19 protein-coding genes are annotated in these 18270 nt (G+C 64.1%); all 19 read left to right on the forward strand.

The genetic code is table 11. The features are described from left to right. The first annotated feature begins 111 nt into the window (after nucleotides 1-111). The 19 genes from GPK89_RS01630 to GPK89_RS01720 are packed head-to-tail and all read left to right on the forward strand — an operon-like array spanning nucleotide 112 to nucleotide 18224. The gene (locus tag GPK89_RS01630; protein ID WP_215691218.1) at nucleotides 112-996 is read left to right on the forward strand and encodes an iron transporter; all 885 of its coding nucleotides are present in this window, start codon (nucleotides 112-114) and stop codon (nucleotides 994-996) included. Next, the gene (locus tag GPK89_RS01635) at nucleotides 993-2111 is read left to right on the forward strand and encodes an ABC transporter substrate-binding protein (RefSeq protein ID WP_215691219.1); all 1119 of its coding nucleotides are present in this window, start codon (nucleotides 993-995) and stop codon (nucleotides 2109-2111) included. Before GPK89_RS01630 ends, GPK89_RS01635 begins: the two co-directional genes overlap by 4 nt. Before the next feature lie 10 nt (nucleotides 2112-2121). Then, the gene (locus GPK89_RS01640) at nucleotides 2122-3141 is read left to right on the forward strand and encodes a FecCD family ABC transporter permease (RefSeq protein WP_215691220.1); all 1020 of its coding nucleotides are present in this window, start codon (nucleotides 2122-2124) and stop codon (nucleotides 3139-3141) included. Continuing rightward, nucleotides 3138-5039, forward strand: coding sequence for a cobalt-precorrin-5B (C(1))-methyltransferase CbiD (cbiD, locus tag GPK89_RS01645; RefSeq protein WP_215691221.1), 1902 nt, complete (start codon nucleotides 3138-3140; stop codon nucleotides 5037-5039). Before GPK89_RS01640 ends, cbiD begins: the two co-directional genes overlap by 4 nt. Nucleotide 5040: 1 nt before the next feature. After that, nucleotides 5041-5799: a precorrin-4 C(11)-methyltransferase gene (gene cobM / locus GPK89_RS01650; RefSeq protein ID WP_215691222.1), complete on the forward strand. Its 759-nt coding sequence runs from the start codon at nucleotides 5041-5043 to the stop codon at nucleotides 5797-5799. Further along, complete coding sequence (locus GPK89_RS01655; RefSeq protein ID WP_215691223.1) at nucleotides 5796-6800, forward strand: cobalt-precorrin 5A hydrolase; 1005 nt, start codon at nucleotides 5796-5798, stop codon at nucleotides 6798-6800. Before cobM ends, GPK89_RS01655 begins: the two co-directional genes overlap by 4 nt. Continuing rightward, nucleotides 6790-7530 carry a precorrin-3B C(17)-methyltransferase gene (cobJ, locus tag GPK89_RS01660; protein WP_215691467.1) on the forward strand — a complete coding sequence of 247 codons (741 nt, stop codon included), beginning with the start codon at nucleotides 6790-6792 and terminating at the stop codon, nucleotides 7528-7530. Before GPK89_RS01655 ends, cobJ begins: the two co-directional genes overlap by 11 nt. Beyond that, nucleotides 7527-8261, forward strand: coding sequence for a precorrin-6A reductase (gene cobK, locus GPK89_RS01665; protein ID WP_215691224.1), 735 nt, complete (start codon nucleotides 7527-7529; stop codon nucleotides 8259-8261). Before cobJ ends, cobK begins: the two co-directional genes overlap by 4 nt. Further along, the gene (cbiE, locus tag GPK89_RS01670) at nucleotides 8258-9451 is read left to right on the forward strand and encodes a precorrin-6y C5,15-methyltransferase (decarboxylating) subunit CbiE (RefSeq protein WP_215691226.1); all 1194 of its coding nucleotides are present in this window, start codon (nucleotides 8258-8260) and stop codon (nucleotides 9449-9451) included. Before cobK ends, cbiE begins: the two co-directional genes overlap by 4 nt. Nucleotide 9452: 1 nt before the next feature. After that, nucleotides 9453-10799, forward strand: a complete 1347-nt coding sequence (locus tag GPK89_RS01675; RefSeq protein ID WP_215691228.1) for a cobyrinate a,c-diamide synthase — start codon at nucleotides 9453-9455, stop codon at nucleotides 10797-10799. After that, on the forward strand, nucleotides 10796-11860 hold the full coding sequence (gene cobT / locus GPK89_RS01680; protein WP_215691229.1) for a nicotinate-nucleotide--dimethylbenzimidazole phosphoribosyltransferase: 1065 nt from the start codon (nucleotides 10796-10798) through the stop codon (nucleotides 11858-11860). The genes GPK89_RS01675 and cobT overlap by 4 nt, the downstream gene beginning before the upstream one ends. After that, a complete protein-coding gene (locus GPK89_RS01685) occupies nucleotides 11854-12375 on the forward strand; it encodes a bifunctional adenosylcobinamide kinase/adenosylcobinamide-phosphate guanylyltransferase (RefSeq protein WP_215691230.1) in 522 nt (173 codons plus the stop codon). Before cobT ends, GPK89_RS01685 begins: the two co-directional genes overlap by 7 nt. Next, nucleotides 12375-13127 carry an adenosylcobinamide-GDP ribazoletransferase gene (locus GPK89_RS01690; RefSeq protein WP_215691468.1) on the forward strand — a complete coding sequence of 251 codons (753 nt, stop codon included), beginning with the start codon at nucleotides 12375-12377 and terminating at the stop codon, nucleotides 13125-13127. The genes GPK89_RS01685 and GPK89_RS01690 overlap by 1 nt, the downstream gene beginning before the upstream one ends. Next, nucleotides 13128-13445: a bifunctional adenosylcobinamide kinase/adenosylcobinamide-phosphate guanylyltransferase gene (locus GPK89_RS01695; RefSeq protein ID WP_215691231.1), complete on the forward strand. Its 318-nt coding sequence runs from the start codon at nucleotides 13128-13130 to the stop codon at nucleotides 13443-13445. After that, nucleotides 13439-14038 carry a histidine phosphatase family protein gene (locus GPK89_RS01700; protein WP_215691232.1) on the forward strand — a complete coding sequence of 200 codons (600 nt, stop codon included), beginning with the start codon at nucleotides 13439-13441 and terminating at the stop codon, nucleotides 14036-14038. Before GPK89_RS01695 ends, GPK89_RS01700 begins: the two co-directional genes overlap by 7 nt. Next, a complete protein-coding gene (gene cbiB / locus GPK89_RS01705) occupies nucleotides 14032-14997 on the forward strand; it encodes an adenosylcobinamide-phosphate synthase CbiB (protein ID WP_430750590.1) in 966 nt (321 codons plus the stop codon). The genes GPK89_RS01700 and cbiB overlap by 7 nt, the downstream gene beginning before the upstream one ends. A gap of 10 nt (nucleotides 14998-15007) precedes the next feature. Next, nucleotides 15008-16060 carry a threonine-phosphate decarboxylase CobD gene (gene cobD / locus GPK89_RS01710; protein WP_215691233.1) on the forward strand — a complete coding sequence of 351 codons (1053 nt, stop codon included), beginning with the start codon at nucleotides 15008-15010 and terminating at the stop codon, nucleotides 16058-16060. Further along, entirely contained in the window at nucleotides 16057-17556 is a 1500-nt protein-coding gene (locus tag GPK89_RS01715; RefSeq protein WP_215691234.1) for a cobyric acid synthase, read from the forward strand. The genes cobD and GPK89_RS01715 overlap by 4 nt, the downstream gene beginning before the upstream one ends. Next, complete coding sequence (locus GPK89_RS01720) at nucleotides 17553-18224, forward strand: precorrin-8X methylmutase (RefSeq protein ID WP_215691235.1); 672 nt, start codon at nucleotides 17553-17555, stop codon at nucleotides 18222-18224. The genes GPK89_RS01715 and GPK89_RS01720 overlap by 4 nt, the downstream gene beginning before the upstream one ends. The last annotated feature ends 46 nt before the right edge of the window (nucleotides 18225-18270 follow it).

Below are 18270 nucleotides of genomic sequence, written 5' to 3' on the forward strand. Positions count from 1 at the left end.
CGCGCCGTATGCCGTTATTGCTCGATTTCCCCGTGTGCCGCCCATGCGCGGCTCCTGCCGTGCGGTGTTCCCTTAATTTATATATGTTAGAATAGAGACAGGAAGGTAACCATGAAAAAACGCCAACTCGCATCCATCACACTGGCCGCCCTGCTGCTGGCGGGCTGCGGCGCATCCGCATCCACCACCGCCGAGAGTGCATCCGCGGCTGCCTCCACCGTGGAGACTGCCCCCGAAGCCACCGAGGCCCCCGCCGCAACCGAAGCCCCTGCCGCCGCCCTGCCCGACGGCGTTTACACCGCCGAGTTCAAGACCGACAGCAGTATGTTCCATGCCAGCGAGGCCGTGGACGGCATGGGTACCCTGACTGTGGAAAACGGCGTTATGACGTTCCACGTCAGCCTGCAATCCCAGAAAATCGTCAACCTGTACCTTGGCATGGCCGCCGACGCCCCCGACCACGAGAGCGACTGGCTGCAGCCCACCGTTGACACCGTGACGTACTCCGACGGCACCAGCGACGAAGTCTACGGCTTTGATATCCCGGTGCAGGCCGTGGATACCGACTTCCAGCTGGCCATCCTGGGCACCAAGGGCACCTGGTACGACCACACCGTCAGCGTGGCCGATGCCCAGCCCGCCGCGGACGAAACCGCCGCCCCCGCTGAGACGCCCGCCGACGGCAGCTATACCTGTGCCGTGACGCTGGAAGGCGGCAGCGGCCGCGCTACCGTCGAAAGCCCTGCCGCCCTGACCGTGGCCGACGGCGCGATGACCGCCACCATCGTGTGGAGCAGCCCGAACTACGACTATATGCTCATCGACGGTGAAAAGTACCTGCCCACGAACACCGAAGGAAATTCCACGTTTGAGATCCCTGTCACCGCACTGGACACGGCGCTGGCCGTCACGGCAGACACTGTCGCCATGAGCACCCCGCACGAGATCGACTACACGCTGACTTTTGACAGCGCAACGCTGACTGCAGCCGAATGAAGCGCACTTTACTTTTGACCCTGCCCGCCCTGCTGCTGGCAGGCTGCGCGGCGGCATCGGAACCAACAAAAACCGACGCACTTGCGATAGAAAGCCGCTACCCTCTCGATTATGCGCAGCAGTTCACGGTGGACGAATGCGCGGGCGGGTACAGCCTTATCACCATCGACGGCAGCCGCTATCTGGTCGTACCCGAAGGGGCCGCCGTGCCCGCCGAACTGGACGACGACATTGTCGTTTTGCAGCAGCCTATCGAGAATATCTACCTCGTTTCTTCCTCCGCCATGGACCCCATCATCAGCATTGGTGGGCTGGGGGCGGTGGCACTCTCCGGCACGCAGGCCGAAAACTGGTATCTCGACGCTGCCCGCACCGCCATGGAACAGGGGCAAATTGTCTACGCGGGCAAGTACAGCGCCCCGGATTACGAGACGATTTTGGCCGCCGACTGCGGCCTTGCCATCGAAAACACGATGATCTACCACACCCCCGAGGTGAAGGAGCAGCTGGAAAAATTCGGTGTGCCGGTGCTGGTCGAACGCTCAAGCTACGAGAGCGGTCCGCTGGCCCGCATGGAATGGGTCAAGCTCTACGGCATTTTGCTGGGCAAAACCAACGAAGCAGAGCGTGTTTTTGCGGATGCCGAGCAGCGCATCGCCCCTTTGGCGGACGAAGCCCCCACCGGCAAGACCGTCGCGTTTTTCTCCATCACCTCCAACAACCTTGCCACTGTGCGCAAAGGCGGCGATTACGTTGCCGAAATGATCAAGATGGCGGGCGGCAGTTACGCCTTTGCCGATTTGACCGATAGCGGCAACAACCTGGCGACCGTGAATATTTCGCTGGAAGATTTCTACGCCGGGGCCAAGGATGCCGACGTGCTGATTTATAACAGCACGATTGAGGGTGAACTACGCTCTATCGATGAATTGATTGCCAAATGCCCGATGCTGGCCGACTTCAAGGCTGTGCAAAGCGGCAATGTCTGGTGTACCGCGCAGAGCCTTTTCCAGCAGAGTATGGAACTGCCGGATTTGATCCTGGACATGAATAAGGTGTTCACCGAGGGCAACCCCAATGCCGATGAATTGAAATTTTTGACGAAACTGCAATAAGGACGATACCATGCACACCCGAACACGCCTGACAATCGCATATTTCGCCATGGCGGCGGCCCTGCTGGCACTGTTTGCACTCAATCTCTTCTGGGGCAGCGTGGCGCTTTCCCCGGCGCAGGTCGTGGCCGCACTGCTGGGCCGCACCCCCGATGCGCTGACCGCCAACATCCTGTACCAGCTGCGGCTGCCCCGGGCGGTTATGGTCGTGCTGCTGGGCGCGGCTTTGTCGGCGGCGGGCTACCTGCTGCAAACATTCTTTGCCAACCCCATTGCGGGGCCGTTCGTTATGGGCATTTCCAGCGGGGCCAAGTTGGCCGTCGCGCTGACGATGGTCGTGTTCCTCAACCGCGGGCTGCTCACCAACTCATGGACGCTGATTCTGGCGGCTTTCGCCGGGGCCATGGCGGCCATGCTGTTTGTGCTGGCTGTGGCGCGCCGCGTGCAGCGGATGAGTATTCTGGTCATCTGCGGCGTCATGATCGGCTACATCTGCTCGGCGGTCACGGATATCGTCGTGGCCTTCGCGCAGGATTCCAACATTGTCAACCTTCACAACTGGTCGATGGGCAGCTTCTCTGGCATGACCTGGGGCAACGTCACCACGGCAGCGGCCATTGTGCTGCCCTGCCTGGCAGCGGCGTTCCTGCTCTCCAAGCCGATGGCTGCCTACCAGATGGGCGAAAGCTACGCCGCCAGCGTCGGTGTGCCGGTGCGGGTGTTTTCGGTGGTGCTGGTGCTGCTGTCCAGTTTGCTGGCGGCCTGCGTCACGGCGTTTGCCGGGCCGATATCCTTTGTGGGTATCGCGGTGCCGCATTTGGTAAAACAAACGCTGGGCAGTGCAAAACCGCTGTATGTGCTGCCCGGCTGCGCTCTGGGCGGCGCGGCGTTCTGCCTGCTGTGTGACCTGATCGCCCGCAGCCTGTTTGCGCCGACAGAACTGTCGATCAGCTCGGTCACGGCGGTGTTCGGTGCGCCGGTGGTCATCTGGCTGCTGGTGTGCCGCCACAGCGGGGAGGGAGCAGCATGAGCTATTGCGAAACACAGGCCCTCGCCATCGGCTATGGCGCACCGCTGCTGCGGGACATTGCCCTGCACGCTGAGCGCGGCAAGATACTGGCCCTCATCGGCCCCAACGGCGCGGGCAAGTCCACCTTATTAAAGACGCTGGCGGCGCAGCTGCCCACACAGGGCGGTGCGGTGCTGCTGGACGGGCAAAACCTGGCCGCCTACACCCCCAACGCCCGCGCCCGCAAGCTGGCGCTGATGCTGCCCCACACGGCCCGCACCGAACTGACGACCTGCTTTGACGTGGCTGCTGCCGGGCGCTACCCTTACACCGGGCGGCTGGGTGTGCTCTCTGCCGCCGACAAACAGCAGGTGCGGGCCGCGCTGGAACTGGTGCAGGCCGCACCGCTGGCTGACCGGGATTTTACCAAGATCAGCGACGGCCAGCGCCAGCGCGTGCTGCTGGCCCGTGCCGTCTGCCAGCAACCGGAGATTTTGCTGCTGGATGAGCCTACGTCGTTTTTGGACGCAAAAGGCAAAGCGGAGCTGATGGCCATACTGCAAACGCTGGCCCATGGAAAAAACGTCGCTATCATCGTGACGCTGCACGAGTTGGAACTGGCGCAAAAGCTGGCCGATGCCGTCGTCTGCGTTGCGCCGTCCGGGGTATCCGGCGTGCTGACGCCGCAGGAGGCCTTTGCCGAGCAGAACATCCGCAGACTGTTTGATTTGACTGCCGAACAGTACGCCATGCTGTTTAAAAATGGTGATACAAAGCCAAAGTTTGAGCACTATATCCGCAGCGGGCAAAAGCTGCTGCGCTGCGGCTACACCACCGGCACCTGTGCGGCGCTGGGGGCGGCGGGGGCGGCGCGGCTGCTGCTGACCGGCCATGTGCCGGAATCTGTCGGCCTGCGCACCCCCAAGGGCATCGTGGTCGAGGTCGCGCCGCAGTTCTGCCGCCCCACGGCGGACGGCGCAGAATGCGCCATTGTCAAGGACGGCGGCGACGATATCGACGCCACCACCGGCCTGCCGGTCGTTGCCGCGGTCACGCTGCTGCCGGATGCGCCGCGCACTGTCACCATCGACGGCGGCGCAGGTGTGGGCCGCGTGACAAAGCCCGGGCTGGATCAGCCGGTGGGTGCGGCAGCCATCAACCATGTGCCGCGCCAGATGATCACCGAGGCGCTGCTGCGGGAGGCTGACGCCGTGGGCTATGGCGGCGGCTTCGCGGTCACTGTCTCCATCAAGGGCGGCGCGGCTGCGGCCAAGCGCACCTTCAACCCGCATATCGGGGTCGAGGGCGGGCTGTCTGTGCTGGGTACCAGCGGTATCGTTGAGCCGATGAGCCAGCAGGCGCTTTTGGACACGCTGCAAATCGAAATCCATCAGGCCGCGCTGAAAAGCCGCCGCCTGATCCTGGCCCCCGGCAACTATGGGCTGGATTATCTGGCTGCGCATATGCCGGAGTTGGCCAGAATTCCCGTCGTCAAAATCTCAAATTTTGTCGGTGAAGCGCTGGATATGGTGGCAACCGAACACTTTGCGGAAGTGCTGCTCGTCGGCCATGTGGGCAAGCTGGTCAAGCTGGCGGGCGGCATTATGAACACCCACTCCAAACAGGCTGATTGCCGCACTGAGCTGTTCTGCGCCCATGCGGCGCTCTGCGGGGCGGATGCGGCCACCTGCCGCGCCCTGATGGACGCAGCAACTACCGACGCATGCCTGGAAATTCTGGACGCTGCCAACCTGCGCGAGCCGGTCGTGGCAAGCCTACTGGATGCCATCCAAACGCATATAGACCGCCGCGCGGCGGAGGCGTTTCGGGTGGGGGCGGTGCTGTTCTCCAACCAGGCGGGGCCGCTGGGCCAGACAAAAACCGCCGATACACTGTTGAAAACGTGGAAAGGAGCCTGACATGGTACATTTTGTGGGGGCTGGCCCCGGCGCACCGGATCTCATCACCCGGCGCGGTGCGGCGCTGCTGCAAACGGCGGACTGCATCATCTACGCGGGCAGCCTAGTCAACCCGGCGCTGCTGGGGCTTGCAAAGGCGGACTGCGCCATTTACAACAGCGCGGAAATGACGCTGGAACAGGTGCTTTCCGTGATGAAAGAGAACGAAACAGCGCACAAAACAACCGTACGGCTCCACACGGGCGACCCCTGCTTGTATGGCGCAATTCGTGAGCAGATGGACGCATTGGACGCCGCAGGCATTCCCTATGACGACACCCCCGGCGTGTCCAGCTTTTGCGGCGCGGCGGCGGCACTGAATGCCGAGTACACACTGCCCGGTGTCAGCCAGACCGTCATCATCACCCGGATGGAGGGCCGCACCCCGGTCCCGGAGGGGGAGCGGCTGGCCGCGCTGGCCGCCCATGGGGCCACGATGGTGATTTTCCTCTCCATCGGCCTTGTGGAAAAAGTCCAGGCCGCGCTTCTGCAGGGTGCGTATACGGTACAGACCCCCGCCGCCGTCGTCTACAAGGCCACCTGGCCGGAACAAAAAATCGTACATTGCACCGTTGGAAATTTGGCGCAGAGCACCCGCGAGGCCGGCATCACCAAAACCGCGCTCATCGTCGTGGGGGACTTCCTCGCCGCGCGGTACGATCGCAGCAAGCTCTACGACCCGGCGTTCACCACTGCGTTCCGCAGGGGGACCGACGCATGATTTGCGCGTATATCGCCTTCACGGCGCGGGGGCTGGCGTTGGCGCAGCGGCTGGCGGCCGCGTGCCCTGGCAGTGTGGCCCGCGGCGGCGCAGACGGCGTGCCGCTGGCCGACTGGACGGCCCGGCAGTTTGCACAAAGTGATGCACTGATTTTTGTGGGGGCTGCCGGAATTGCGGTGCGGGCCATCGCGCCCCATTGCCGCAGCAAGGCCGCTGACCCTGCCGTTGTGGTACTGGACGAGGGCGGTCAGTTTGCTATCCCGCTGTTGTCTGGGCATCTGGGCGGCGCAAACGACCTGGCACGGCTGCTGGCGGCGGTTTGCGGCGCGGTGCCGGTCATCACGACGGCCACCGATGGGCGCGGCGTTTTTGCTGTGGATGAATGGGCCAGGCGCCAGAACTGCGCCGTGGCCGAGCCGGAGCGCATCAAGAAAATCAGCGGCGCACTGTTGGCGGGTGAGCCGGTGCGCTATGCCGCCGATTGGCCCATTCAGGGTACCCCGCCCGCAGGTGTGATGCCCACCGACACCGCCGACTGCGCAGATTTTGCGCTGACGCTGACGCCCCGGGGCGAAGCCTTGCACGTCGTCCCACGCATTGCGGCGCTGGGGATCGGCTGCAAGCGCGGCACATCAGCGGAAAAGCTGGAAGCCGTGTTTGCGGCGTTCTGTGCGGAACATCGTCTGGCCCTGCAGGGCATTATGCAGGCCGCCAGCATCGATTTGAAACGGGATGAGCCGGGCCTGGCGGCGTTCTGCCATGCCCACGGCTGGCCCATGGACTTTTATACCGCCGATGAACTGCGCACGGCACCGGGGAATTTTACGGCGTCCAATTTTGTGCAGAGCGTCACCGGCGTGGACAATGTCTGTGAACGCGCGGCGGTGCTGGCGTCGGGCGGTGAGTTGCTGCTCCCGAAGTGGGCGCACGACGGCGTGACCTTCGCGGTGGCATGTGCGCCCTTTGCCCCGGACTGGAGATGGAAAAATGATGAACCGTAACCTTGTGTATGTGGTGGGCCTGGGCCCCGGCAGCGCGCAGTTTTTGACCGCCCAGGCCCGGGCCGCGCTGCAAAATGCCGATGTGCTCTGCGGCTACACGGTCTACATCGATCTGGTGCGGCCGCTGTTCCCTGAAAAAGAGGTCTACGCCACCGGCATGACGCGGGAAATCGACCGCTGCCGCTGGGCGTTGGAAAAAGCGCAGCGCAGTAAAACAGTGGCGCTGGTCTGCTCTGGCGACGCGGGGGTCTACGGCATGGCAAGCCCGCTGCTGGAGCTGGCAGGGAACTACCCGGACGTAGAAGTCGAAATCGTCCCCGGCCTGACCGCGGCATTGAGCGGCGGGGCCGTGCTGGGCGCACCGCTGGCGCATGATTTTTGCGTCATCTCGCTGTCCGACCGGCTGACGCCCTGGGCAGTGATTGAAAAGCGGCTGGCCTGCGCGGCGGCGGGGGACTTCTGCGTGGCGCTCTACAATCCGTCGTCCAGGGGCCGCGCCGACTACCTTGCCAAGGCCGTGCGCGTCCTGCTGGCAAACGGCAAGCACCCCGAGATGGTCTGCGGCATTGTGCGCAACATAGGCCGTGACGGCCAGACCGCAAGGCTGCTGACATTGGCCGAACTCGAAAGCACGCCGGTGGATATGTTCACGACGGTGTATATAGGAAACGATGCTACGCAGAATTTGCGCGGCAGAATGGTGACGCCCAGGGGGTATCACGGCGTATGAATGTGGTAATTTTCAGCGGCACGACCGAGGGCCGCGCTCTCTCCTGCCAGGTGGCGGCGCTGGGCGCGGCGGTCACGGTCTGCGTGGCGACCGATATCGGTGCCGAGGAGCAGGGAAACACCGAGGGCATCACAGTCTGCGCCGGTCGGCTGACCGCTGACGAGATGGCGGCATTGCTGCGCGGTGCGGCGCTCTGCGTTGACGCGACCCATCCCTATGCCACGGAGGCAACGCGCAACATCCGTGCAGCGGCCCAGGCTGTGGGGGTGGAATATCACCGCCTGTTGCGCCCGGCCAGCGCCCTGCCGGCGGGCAGTGTGACACTGCAAACCGCCGCCCAGGCCGCCGCCTACCTGGCGGACAAACCCGGAAATGTCCTGCTGACGACCGGGGCCAAGGAACTGCCCGCCTTCGCGGTGCTGGACCCGGCGCGGCTGTACCCCCGGGTGCTGCCGACGCTGGCAGGCATCACTGCGTGCGAAGCGGCGGGCATCCCGCATCGCAATATCCTTGCGATGCAGGGGCCGTTTACCCAGGAACTGAACGCCGCGCTGCTGCGCCAGTTCCGCATCTCCTATATGGTTACGAAGGACGGCGGGTTCGCAGGCGGCTTTGCCGAAAAGGCCGAAGCCGCTGCGCAGTGCGGCGTACAGCTCATCGTGCTGCGCCGCCCGGAGGAGCAGGGCGAGAGCGCCGAAACGATTTTACAGCGATGCAGGGAGATTTTATGAGGATCACATTGGTGGGCATGGGTAGTGGGGCACCCGGAGGCCTGACGGTGCGCGGGCTGGCCGCACTGCAAGGCGCGGGGCTGATCATTGGGGCACGCCGCCTGCTGCAAAACCTGCCCGATGGATGCACCGACAACCGAACCGCCCTCTACAAAACGGACGAAATTTGCGCACTGCTGCAAGAGGCCGGCTGCGAGCGGGCGGCGGTCGTTTTCAGCGGGGACACCGGGTTTTACTCCGGGGCGGGGGCACTCTGCCGTGCATTGGACGCCGCAGGTACCCCCTATACGGTGGAGCCGGGCGTGTCCAGCGTGCAGCTGCTGGCGGCGGCACTGGGCCGCCCCTGGCAGGATTGGCAGCTCGTATCGGCCCACGGCTGCGCCTGCGATCCGGTAGCTGCGTGCCAAAAGGGCGTGCCAACGTTCTTCCTGACAGGCGGCAGTGAGACGCCCGCGACACTCTGCGCCCGGCTGGCAGCAGCCGGGTACGGCGAGGTCATAGCGACCGTGGGGGAAAACCTCGGCAGCGATGCCCAGCGCCTTGTGACCGACACAGTGGCCGCGTTGGCGCAGCAGCAGTTCGCGCCGCTGAGCGTGCTGCTGGCGGAGCGCTGCCCCGCGCCGCCGCGCCGCGCCCCCGGCCTGCCGGATGAAGTGTTTCTCCGCGGCAAAACGCCGATGACCAAGCAGGAGGTCCGCGCCGCCGTGCTGGCAAAGCTGGCCGTGCGCCCGAACGATACCCTGTGGGATGTGGGTGCGGGCACCGGCAGTGTCAGTGTGGAAATGGCGCTGGCTGCGCCCGAAGGCCGCGTTTATGCCGCTGAATGTGACGCCGATGCGTGTGAGCTGGTTTGCCAGAACCGCGCAAAATTTGCCGTGCAAAATTTGCACCTTACCCAAGGGCTGGCGCCGGAAGCCCTGGCCGATTGGCCTGCCCCGGACGCCGTGTTCATCGGCGGGAGCAAGGGCAATCTGCGTGCCATCGTGGACGCTGCGCTGGCGGCCAACCCTGCCGCGCGGCTCTGCATCAGCGCCATTGCGCTGGAAACTTTGCAGCAGGCCGTCGCCGCACTGACCGCCCATGGCCTGACTGCCCAGGTTACGCAGATTGCCGTCAGCCGCAGCAGGGCGGCGGGCAGCCTGCATCTGCTGATGGCAAATAACCCGGTATTTTTGATCGCGAGGGAGTAATATGCTGCAACTGGTCCTGGCCGCGCCGCGCTCCGGCAGCGGAAAAACAACGGCTGCCTGTGCATTGTTGGCAGCCATGCAGGCCCGCGGGCTGGCTCCCTGCGCCTTCAAATCCGGGCCGGACTACATCGACCCGATGTTCCACCGCGCCGTGCTGGACGTGGAAAGCCACAACCTGGATCTGTTTTTCTCAAAACCGGAAACGGTGCGGGAACTCTACGCCCGGCACGCGGCGGGCCACGGCGCGGCGGTCGTCGAGGGGGCCATGGGCTACTATGACGGCCTGGGCGGTGTGGCCGACACGGCCAGCGCGTGGCACCTGGCGGATACGTTGAATCTGCCTGCCCTGCTCGTCGTGCGGCCTAAAGGGGCCAGCCTGACGCTGGCGGCCGAGCTGCGGGGGCTGATGGCGTTTCGCACACCGCACCATATCGCAGGAATTTTGCTCAACGACTGTAAGGAAAGCCTGTACAAAATGCTGCGCCCCATGCTGGAAAAAGAGACCGGCCTGCCGGTTGTGGGCTGCCTGCCGCCGCTGCCCGAGGCTGCCATTGAGAGCCGCCATTTGGGGCTGAAAACCGCCGCTGAAATTACGGACTTGCAGCGCAAAATTGCACTGCTGGCAGACGCCGCCCAGCGCGGCATCGATTGGGCGCTTTTGGAAAAGCTCTGCGGCCGCCCCGCCCCGGCCGCCATACCACAGAATTTTCCCGCCGCCCGGGTGCGCATCGCCGTGGCGCAGGATGCCGCGTTCTGCTTCACCTATGCGGAAACGCTGGAAGCCTTGCGGGAAAACGGCGCGGAGCTGTGCTTTTTCAGCCCGCTGACAGATGCAGCCTTGCCGGAAAACATCGCTGGGCTGTACCTGCCGGGCGGCTACCCCGAACTGTACGCCGCCCAGCTGGCCGCCAACGCGCCGATGCGCCGCGCTATAAAAAACGCAGTAGAGAGCGGCTTGCCCACCGTGGCCGAGTGCGGCGGCTTTCTCTATCTGGGGCAAACGCTGGAGGATGCCAACGGCACGCCCCACCAAATGGCGGGCGTGCTGCCCGGACAGGGGATTAAAGTTGGACGGCTCATGCGGTTTGGCTACGCAACGTTGACTGCCCGCACTGACAGTATGCTGTTTGCGGCGGGAGAGCACATCCCGGCCCACGAGTTTCACCACTGGGATTCCACTGCCAACGGAGACGCGCTGACTGCCGCCAAGGCTAATGGGCGGCAATGGGCGTGTGGGTTTGCCAATGCACATATCTACGCTGGATTCCCACATCTGTACTGGGCGGGGACACCGCTGCCGCAGCGCTTTGTGTGCGCCGCCGAACATTATATAAAGGAACGACCATGACCGAAACGGAACTAAAAAACCTGCTTAAAACCGTGGCCCCGCCCGACGAGGCCGCCCGCGCCGCCGCACACGCCCACTGGGCCGCGCTGGCAAAACCGCTGGGCGGACTGGGCCAGTTAGAAACGATGGTCGAGGCTGCCGCCGCGCTGACCGGCGACCCCGCGCCCGATTTCACCCGCCGTGCCGTGCTGGTGCTTTGCGCCGACAACGGCGTTGTGGCGCAGGGGGTCAGCCAGACCAACGCCAGTGTGACTCGGGCGGTGCTCGAAAACCTGACCGCCCGCCGCACCAGCGTCTGCTGTATGGCGGCTGCGGCCCATTGCGAGGTCGTCCCTGTGGACATGGGCATTGCGGGTGTACCTGTGCCCGGCGCGGTGGATCGCCGCGTGGCCCCGGGCACGCGGGACTTTACCCAAGGCCCGGCTATGACCCGCGAACAGGCTGTACAGGCTGTCGCGGCGGGTATTGAATTGGTGCGCACCCAGAAGCAGAACGGCGTGCGGCTGCTGGCTACTGGGGAAATGGGCATCGGCAACACGACGACGTCCAGCGCGGTGGCGGCGGTGCTGCTGGGCCGCCCGGCTGCAGAGATGACAGGGCGCGGCGCGGGCCTGTCCGACGAGGGGCTGCACCGCAAGATTCATGCGATCGAGCGCGGCATTGCGGTCAACCACCCCAATGCCGCGGACCCGCTGGGCGTGCTGGCTGCGTTGGGCGGGTTCGATGTCGCCGGGTTGTGCGGCGTGTTTTTGGGCGGTGCGCTGGAAAAAATCCCTGTCATCATGGACGGCTTCATCAGCGGTGTGGCGGCGCTGTGCGCGGTGCGGCTGTGCCCGGCTGCGGCCAAGGCCGTGTTTGCCAGCCATGCTTCCAGCGAACCCGCCGCCCGGCTGGTGCTGGATGCGCTCCACAAAAAGCCGCTGATCACCGCAGATTTGCACCTGGGCGAGGGCACGGGCGCGGTGGCCAGCCTGCCGCTGTGGGATATGGCGCTGGCCGTCTACAACCACTGCTATTCCTTCACGGAGGGCGGCATTGCGCCGTACACCCCGCAATGCTGACGCTGGTCATCGGCGGTGCGGCCAGCGGCAAAAGCGCCTTTGCGGAGTCTCTCTGCCTGCGTGCTCCGCTGCCCCGCACCTACCTTGCCACGATGCAGGTGTGGGATGCCGAGTGCGCCGCCCGCGTTGCCAAACACCGCGCCATGCGGGCCGAAAAGCAGTTTGACACGGTGGAATGCCCGCTGCACCTCGACCGGCTGACCCTGCCCAGGCGCGGGACCGTACTGCTGGAGGACCTGGGTAACCTGGCCGCCAACGAGCTGTACGACCCAGACGGTGCAGGGGAAAACGCGGCCGCTGCGATTTTGCACGGTATTGAGAATATTGCGCAGCAATGCGAAAATTTGATTCTCGTCTCCAATGAAGTATTCAGCGGCGGGGCCGATTACGCGGGCGATACCGACCGCTATCTGCGCACGCTGGCCGCCGTCAACAACGCGGCGGCTGCCCGCGCCGACGCCGTGGTGCGGGTCGTGTGCGGGATACCGGTCTATTATAAAGGAAGCGAAAGATGATGACAGCTTTGCAGACCATCGCCGTGGCGTTTGCCATGTTTTCCGCCCTGCCGATGCCGCAATTCGACTGGAACGCAAAAAATATGCGGTACGCGCTCTGCGCTTTCCCGCTGGTGGGGGCTGTGTGCGGGGCGCTGTGGTGTCTGTGCGGTATGCTGCCGCTGCCCGCGCTGGCCCGCGCGGCTGGCTTCTGCCTGGTGCCGGTCTGGGTCACGGGCGGCATCCACCTGGACGGCTACGCTGACACCTGCGATGCCCTGTCCAGCTACGGCGACACGGCCAAGAAGCTGGAAATTTTGAAAGACCCCCACTGCGGGGCGTTCGCGGTCATCCGGCTGTGCAGCTACTTTGCAGAGTATTTTGCGCTGTGCGGCTGTGTGCAGTTTACCCCGCGCGTAGGGGCGCTCTGGGCGCTGGCGCTGGTGGGGGAGCGGGCGCTGTCGGGCTTGGCCGTGGCGGCGTTCCCGCTGGCGAAAAACACCGGCCTTGCCCACACCTTTGCCACAGCGGCGGACAGGGTGAATGTGCGCCGTGCGCTGGCGGTGCTGTGCGCTGCGCTGGCGGCGGCGCTGCTGGCCCTGGGCGGCTGGGCACTGGTGCTGGCGGCGGCGGGCGTGTTTGTGCGGTATTATTTCGTCGCCAAAAAGCAGTTTGGCGGCACCACAGGCGATTTGGCCGGGTGGTTTTTGCAAAAATGTGAGATCTGGATGCTGGCGGCGCTGGCTGCCTGCCAGTGGCTGGGGGTGCTGTAAATGTTGTTCATCACCGGACCGCTGTACAGCGGGAAACGTACCTACGCACAAAAGTTTGGCGGGCGGCAGATTTATGAGGTGCAGACACGCGCTGCCGATGCCGCCAACCTGGCGGTGCTGGCTGACGAACTGGCTGCCTGCGACGTGGTGACTGCCACCGAGGTGGGCGGCGGTGTTGTGCCCATTGACCCCGCAGACCGCGCCGCACGGGAGGCGGCGGGCCGCCTGGCCTGCCTGCTGGCCGCGCGGGCAGACTGCGTTGTGCAGATGTTCTGCGGCCTGCCCACGGTTCTGAAAGGAGAACTTCCCGAATGCTGATTTACTTTTTACGGCACGGTTTAACGGACTATAATGCCCAGAAGCGCTACCAGGGCCAGCGGGATATCCCGCTCTCGGCGCAAGGGCTGGCCCAGCTGCGCAAAGCGGATATCGACCCAAAGGTCGTCTATATTTCTACCTTACAGCGCACAAAACAGACAGCGGAGGTGCTGTTCCCGCATGCAAAGCTCGTGCCGGTGGATGCCCTGAAGGAGATGTGTTTCGGCAGCTTTGAGGGACGCAATTATGTCGAGATGGAGCATGACCCTGATTACCTGGCTTGGGTCGCCGCCAACTGCGAAAGCCAATGCCCCGACGGCGAGCGCAAGGCCGAATTTTCCGACCGCATCTGCAAGGCGTTTGCCGCGCTGGTGGACAAGGCTCTGGCCGACGGCGAGGAACTGCTGGTCATCCTGGCCCACGGCGGCACCCAGATGGCCGCGCTGGAGCGTTACGCCCTGCCGCACAAGGACTATTATGAGTGGTGCGGCCCCAATGCGGGCGGCTATGTGCTGGACACCCGCGACTGGCCGACGCAGCATATTTTGCACTTGGTCAAGACCGTACAGTACACCAAGGAGGGCACATGTTGATTTTTTGGGCGGTGCTGGGCGGTTTTTTGCTGGATGCCGTTTTCGGCGATCCGGTGTGGCTGCTGCACCCGGTCGTGCTGATGGGGCGGTGCATCACGGCGCTGGAAAAGCGCCTGCGTGCCGCCCTGCCCAAAACGCCACAGGGTGAGCTGGCGGGCGGCTGCATTGTGGCGGCGGTGCTGCCGCTGGGGACACTGGCTGTGACCGGGCTTTCCTGCTGGGGTGCATCAAAAATCCATCCGCTGCTGGGGCTGGTGCTGCAAATGTTCTGGTGCGCCCAGGCGCTGGCGGCGCGTGATCTTGTGCGGGAGAGCATGAACGTGTACAGGGAACTGCAAAGGGGCGACCTGCCCGCCGCCCGCAAGGCCGTGGCGCGTATTGTGGGGCGAGACACCCAGAACCTGACTGCCGATGGCGTGACGAAAGCTGCCGTAGAGACAGTGGCCGAGAACGCCAGCGACGGTGTGATCGCACCGCTTTTGTATATGCTTATCGGTGGTGCACCGTTGGCGCTGACCTACAAGGCCATAAACACGATGGATAGTATGCTCGGCTACAAAAACGAGAGATATCTCTATTTTGGGCGCTGTGCCGCCAAATTGGACGACGCTGCCAACTGGTTGCCCAGCCGCCTGGCCGCCCTCTTGTGGGTCTGCGCGGCGGCCTTGACCGGCAGCAGCGCGGCGGGGGCATGGCACATCTGGCGGCGGGATCGCTGCAACCACGCCAGCCCCAACAGCGCCCAGACCGAGAGCGCCTGCGCCGGGGCCTTGGGCGTGCAGTTGGCAGGGCCAGCCTACTATTTTGGCGAGTATTACGATAAACCGACGATCGGCGACCCACTGCGCCCGGTGGAACCGCAGGATATTCTGCGGGCTGACCGAATGATGTACGCCGAGAGTACGCTGGCGCTGGCCTTGGGACTGGCCGTGCGGGCGCTGTTTGTGTTTGGATTGTGAGGCAACAAAAATGAAGTTGGTACATGGCGGAGACTGGGCGGGCTACCGGGCAGAATTTGGCCGCGATGCGCTGGATTTTTCGGCCAATGTCAGCCCACTGGGCCTGCCTGCGGGCGTGGCGGCGGCCATCACGGCGGCGCTGCCAATGGCAGACCGCTACCCGGATCCGTTGTGCCGCGACCTGCGGACGGCGCTGGCAGAGGCTGAGGGCGTACCCGCCGAACAAATTTTGTGCGGCAACGGGGCAGCGGATTTGATTTTCCGCCTGGCGCTGGCCCTGCGCCCGCGCCGCGCGCTGCTGCCCGCGCCCACCTTTGCCGAGTATGCCGCCGCGCTGGATACCGTGGGCTGTACGGTGCAGCGTGTGTTTTTGCAGGAAGAAAACGACTTTGCCGTGGCGGATGACTTTGTGGATGCCGTGACCGACGATATCGACGCTGTCTTTTTGTGCCAGCCCAACAACCCTACCGGACAGGTCACACCGCCGGAACTGGTGCAAAAACTGCTGCGCCGCTGTGCCGCCTGCGGCGCGGTGTTGGTGGTGGACGAGTGCTTTTTGGACTTTTTACCCGACCGCGATGCACTGACTGCTAAACGATTTTTACACGATGCATCGAATCTTATCATCCTAAAGGCCTTTACCAAGCTCTACGCCATGGCGGGCGTGCGGCTGGGGTACGTACTGTGCAGGAATGCCGTGCTGATGGACAAAATGCGTGCGGCGGGGCAGCCGTGGGCGGTGTCCAGCCTTGCGCAGGCGGCAGGGCTGGCAGCGCTGGGCGAGACTGCCTACGCCGACCGTGTGCGGAACCTCATTGCCGAGGAACGCCCCAAGCTGGCAGCGGGACTGCGTGCCCTGGGGTTGTACGTGGTAGGGGGCCGGGCCAACTACCTGCTGTTCCAGGCCCCTGCCGACTTTGGCGAAACCCTGCGCCGGCGCGGTGCGGTCGTGCGCAGCTGCGCCAACTACCCGGGTTTGGATGGCAGCTGGTACCGTACCGCTGTGCGTACCAACGCCGAAAATCAAAAGCTGTTGCAAATCATGGGGGAGGTGCTGGCGTGAGCAAAGCAAAATGTATCATGGTGCAGGGCACGATGAGCGGCGCAGGGAAAAGCCTGCTCTGCGCCGCACTCTGCCGCATTTTTGCCCAGGATGGCTACAAGACGGCACCGTTCAAAAGCCAGAACATGGCGTTGAACAGCTTTGTGACCCGCGACGGGCTGGAAATGGGCCGCGCCCAAGTCGTGCAGGCCCAGGCCGCGGGCGTGGAGCCGGATGTGCGGATGAACCCGATTTTGCTCAAACCCAGCAGTGACATTGGCAGTCAGGTCATCGTCAACGGCGAGGTGCGCGGCGATATGCCCGCACAGGAATATTTCCGCCATAAAAAGGCGCTGATCCCCGATATTCTGCGTGCCTACGACAGTCTGGCCGAGGAATTCGATGTCGTTGTCATCGAGGGCGCGGGCAGCCCAGCCGAGATCAACCTGAAGGCAGACGACATCGTCAATATGGGGCTGGCGAAGCTGGTGAACGCCCCGGTGCTGCTGGCCGGGGATATCGACCGGGGCGGCGTGTTTGCGCAGCTGTACGGTACGGTGGAACTGCTGGAACCCGATGAGCGGGCACGGATCAAAGGACTTATCATCAATAAATTCCGCGGGGATGTGGAGATCCTGCGCCCTGGTCTGACGATGCTGGAAGAAAAGACCTGCCTGCCGGTGGTAGGCGTAGTGCCGTATCTGAAAGTGGATATCGAGGACGAGGACTCGCTCTCGATGCGGCTGGAACAAAAAAGTACCGTAAAACCGTTGGATATCGCCGTTGTGCGATTGCCGCATATATCGAATTTCACCGATTTTATACCACTGGAGCAGCACCCGCTGCTGAGCGTGCGGTACGTGCAGACCGCGCGGGAGCTGGGTGTGCCTGATTTAGTCATTTTGCCCGGCACGAAAAACACGGTGGGGGACCTGCTTTGGCTGCGGCAGTCCGGACTGGAGGCCGCGCTGCTGAAACTGGCGGCAGGCGGCACGCCGATATTGGGCGTCTGCGGCGGCTACCAGATGTTGGGCCAAACGCTGGACGACAGCCAGGGCACCGAGAGCGGCCGCCCGCAAACGCTGCGCGGGCTGGGACTGCTGCCGACACAGACAATTTTTACCGCCGACAAGCGCCGCGCCCAAATCGAAGCCAGCGCCGCCGCGCCCTTTGCGGGGGCCGCGCTGACCGGGTACGAAATCCACACAGGCCGTACTGCCGTGCAGGGGGCGCCGTTCTGCACCCACGCCGACGGCACATCCGAGGGCTGTGTGCAGGGCACGGTGTTCGGGACCTATCTGCATGGCCTGTTTGACAGCGGTGAGCTGACCGAGCGGCTGGCGGCGTATCTCTGCGCACGCAAGGGGATTGCCCCCGAGGCCGCCGCGCCCATTCCGATGGCCGCCTACCGCGAACAGCAATTCGACCTGCTGGCCGACGGTGTGCGCCGCGCCCTGGATATGGACGCTGTCTACGCAGCCATAGGACTTGTAAACCCGAAAGGAGACAAAAAATGACGCCGCAGCATCATTTGCCCGCTGATATTGAGCGCACGAGCATGGGCATCATCACGGCGGAACTGGCCACGCGGGGATTGCAAATCCCGGAGGAAAGCGCCGCTGTTGTCAAGCGGGTCATCCACACCACAGCGGATTTTGACTATGCCGAAAATCTGCACTTCACCCCCGGCGCGGTGGCGGCGGGCATGGCCGCCGTGCGCAGCGGAGTGACGATCATCACCGACACAAATATGGCGCTGGCAGGCATCACCAAGCCCGGACTGGCGCGGCTGGGCGGGCAGGCGCTCTGCTTTATGGCGGACCCCGCTGTGGCCGCAGCGGCCAAGCAGGCAGGCACGACCCGCGCCGTGGTCGCCATGCACAAGGCCGCACGGGACTACCCCGGCGCGGTGCTGGCTGTCGGCAACGCCCCCACGGCGCTGCTGACCATCGTGGAAGAAATCGAAAACGGCCTGCGCCCGGCGCTGGTCATCGGCGTGCCGGTGGGCTTTGTGAACGTGGTAGAAAGCAAGGAACGCCTTTTTGCCGTCTGCACGCAGTATGGCGTGCCCGCCATTGTGGCCATGGGCCGTAAGGGCGGCAGCAACGTTGCCGCCGCCATCTGCAATGCACTCATCTACTCCGCCGCCGAGATGCTCGACCCTGCGGCAAGAGGATGGCAGTAATACACTTTCTACCCCCGGTGTTTCCCTACAACCGAAAATTTTGGCG

It is taken from the genome of Gemmiger formicilis, from assembly GCF_018784445.1.
Lineage (GTDB): Bacteria > Bacillota > Clostridia > Oscillospirales > Ruminococcaceae > Gemmiger.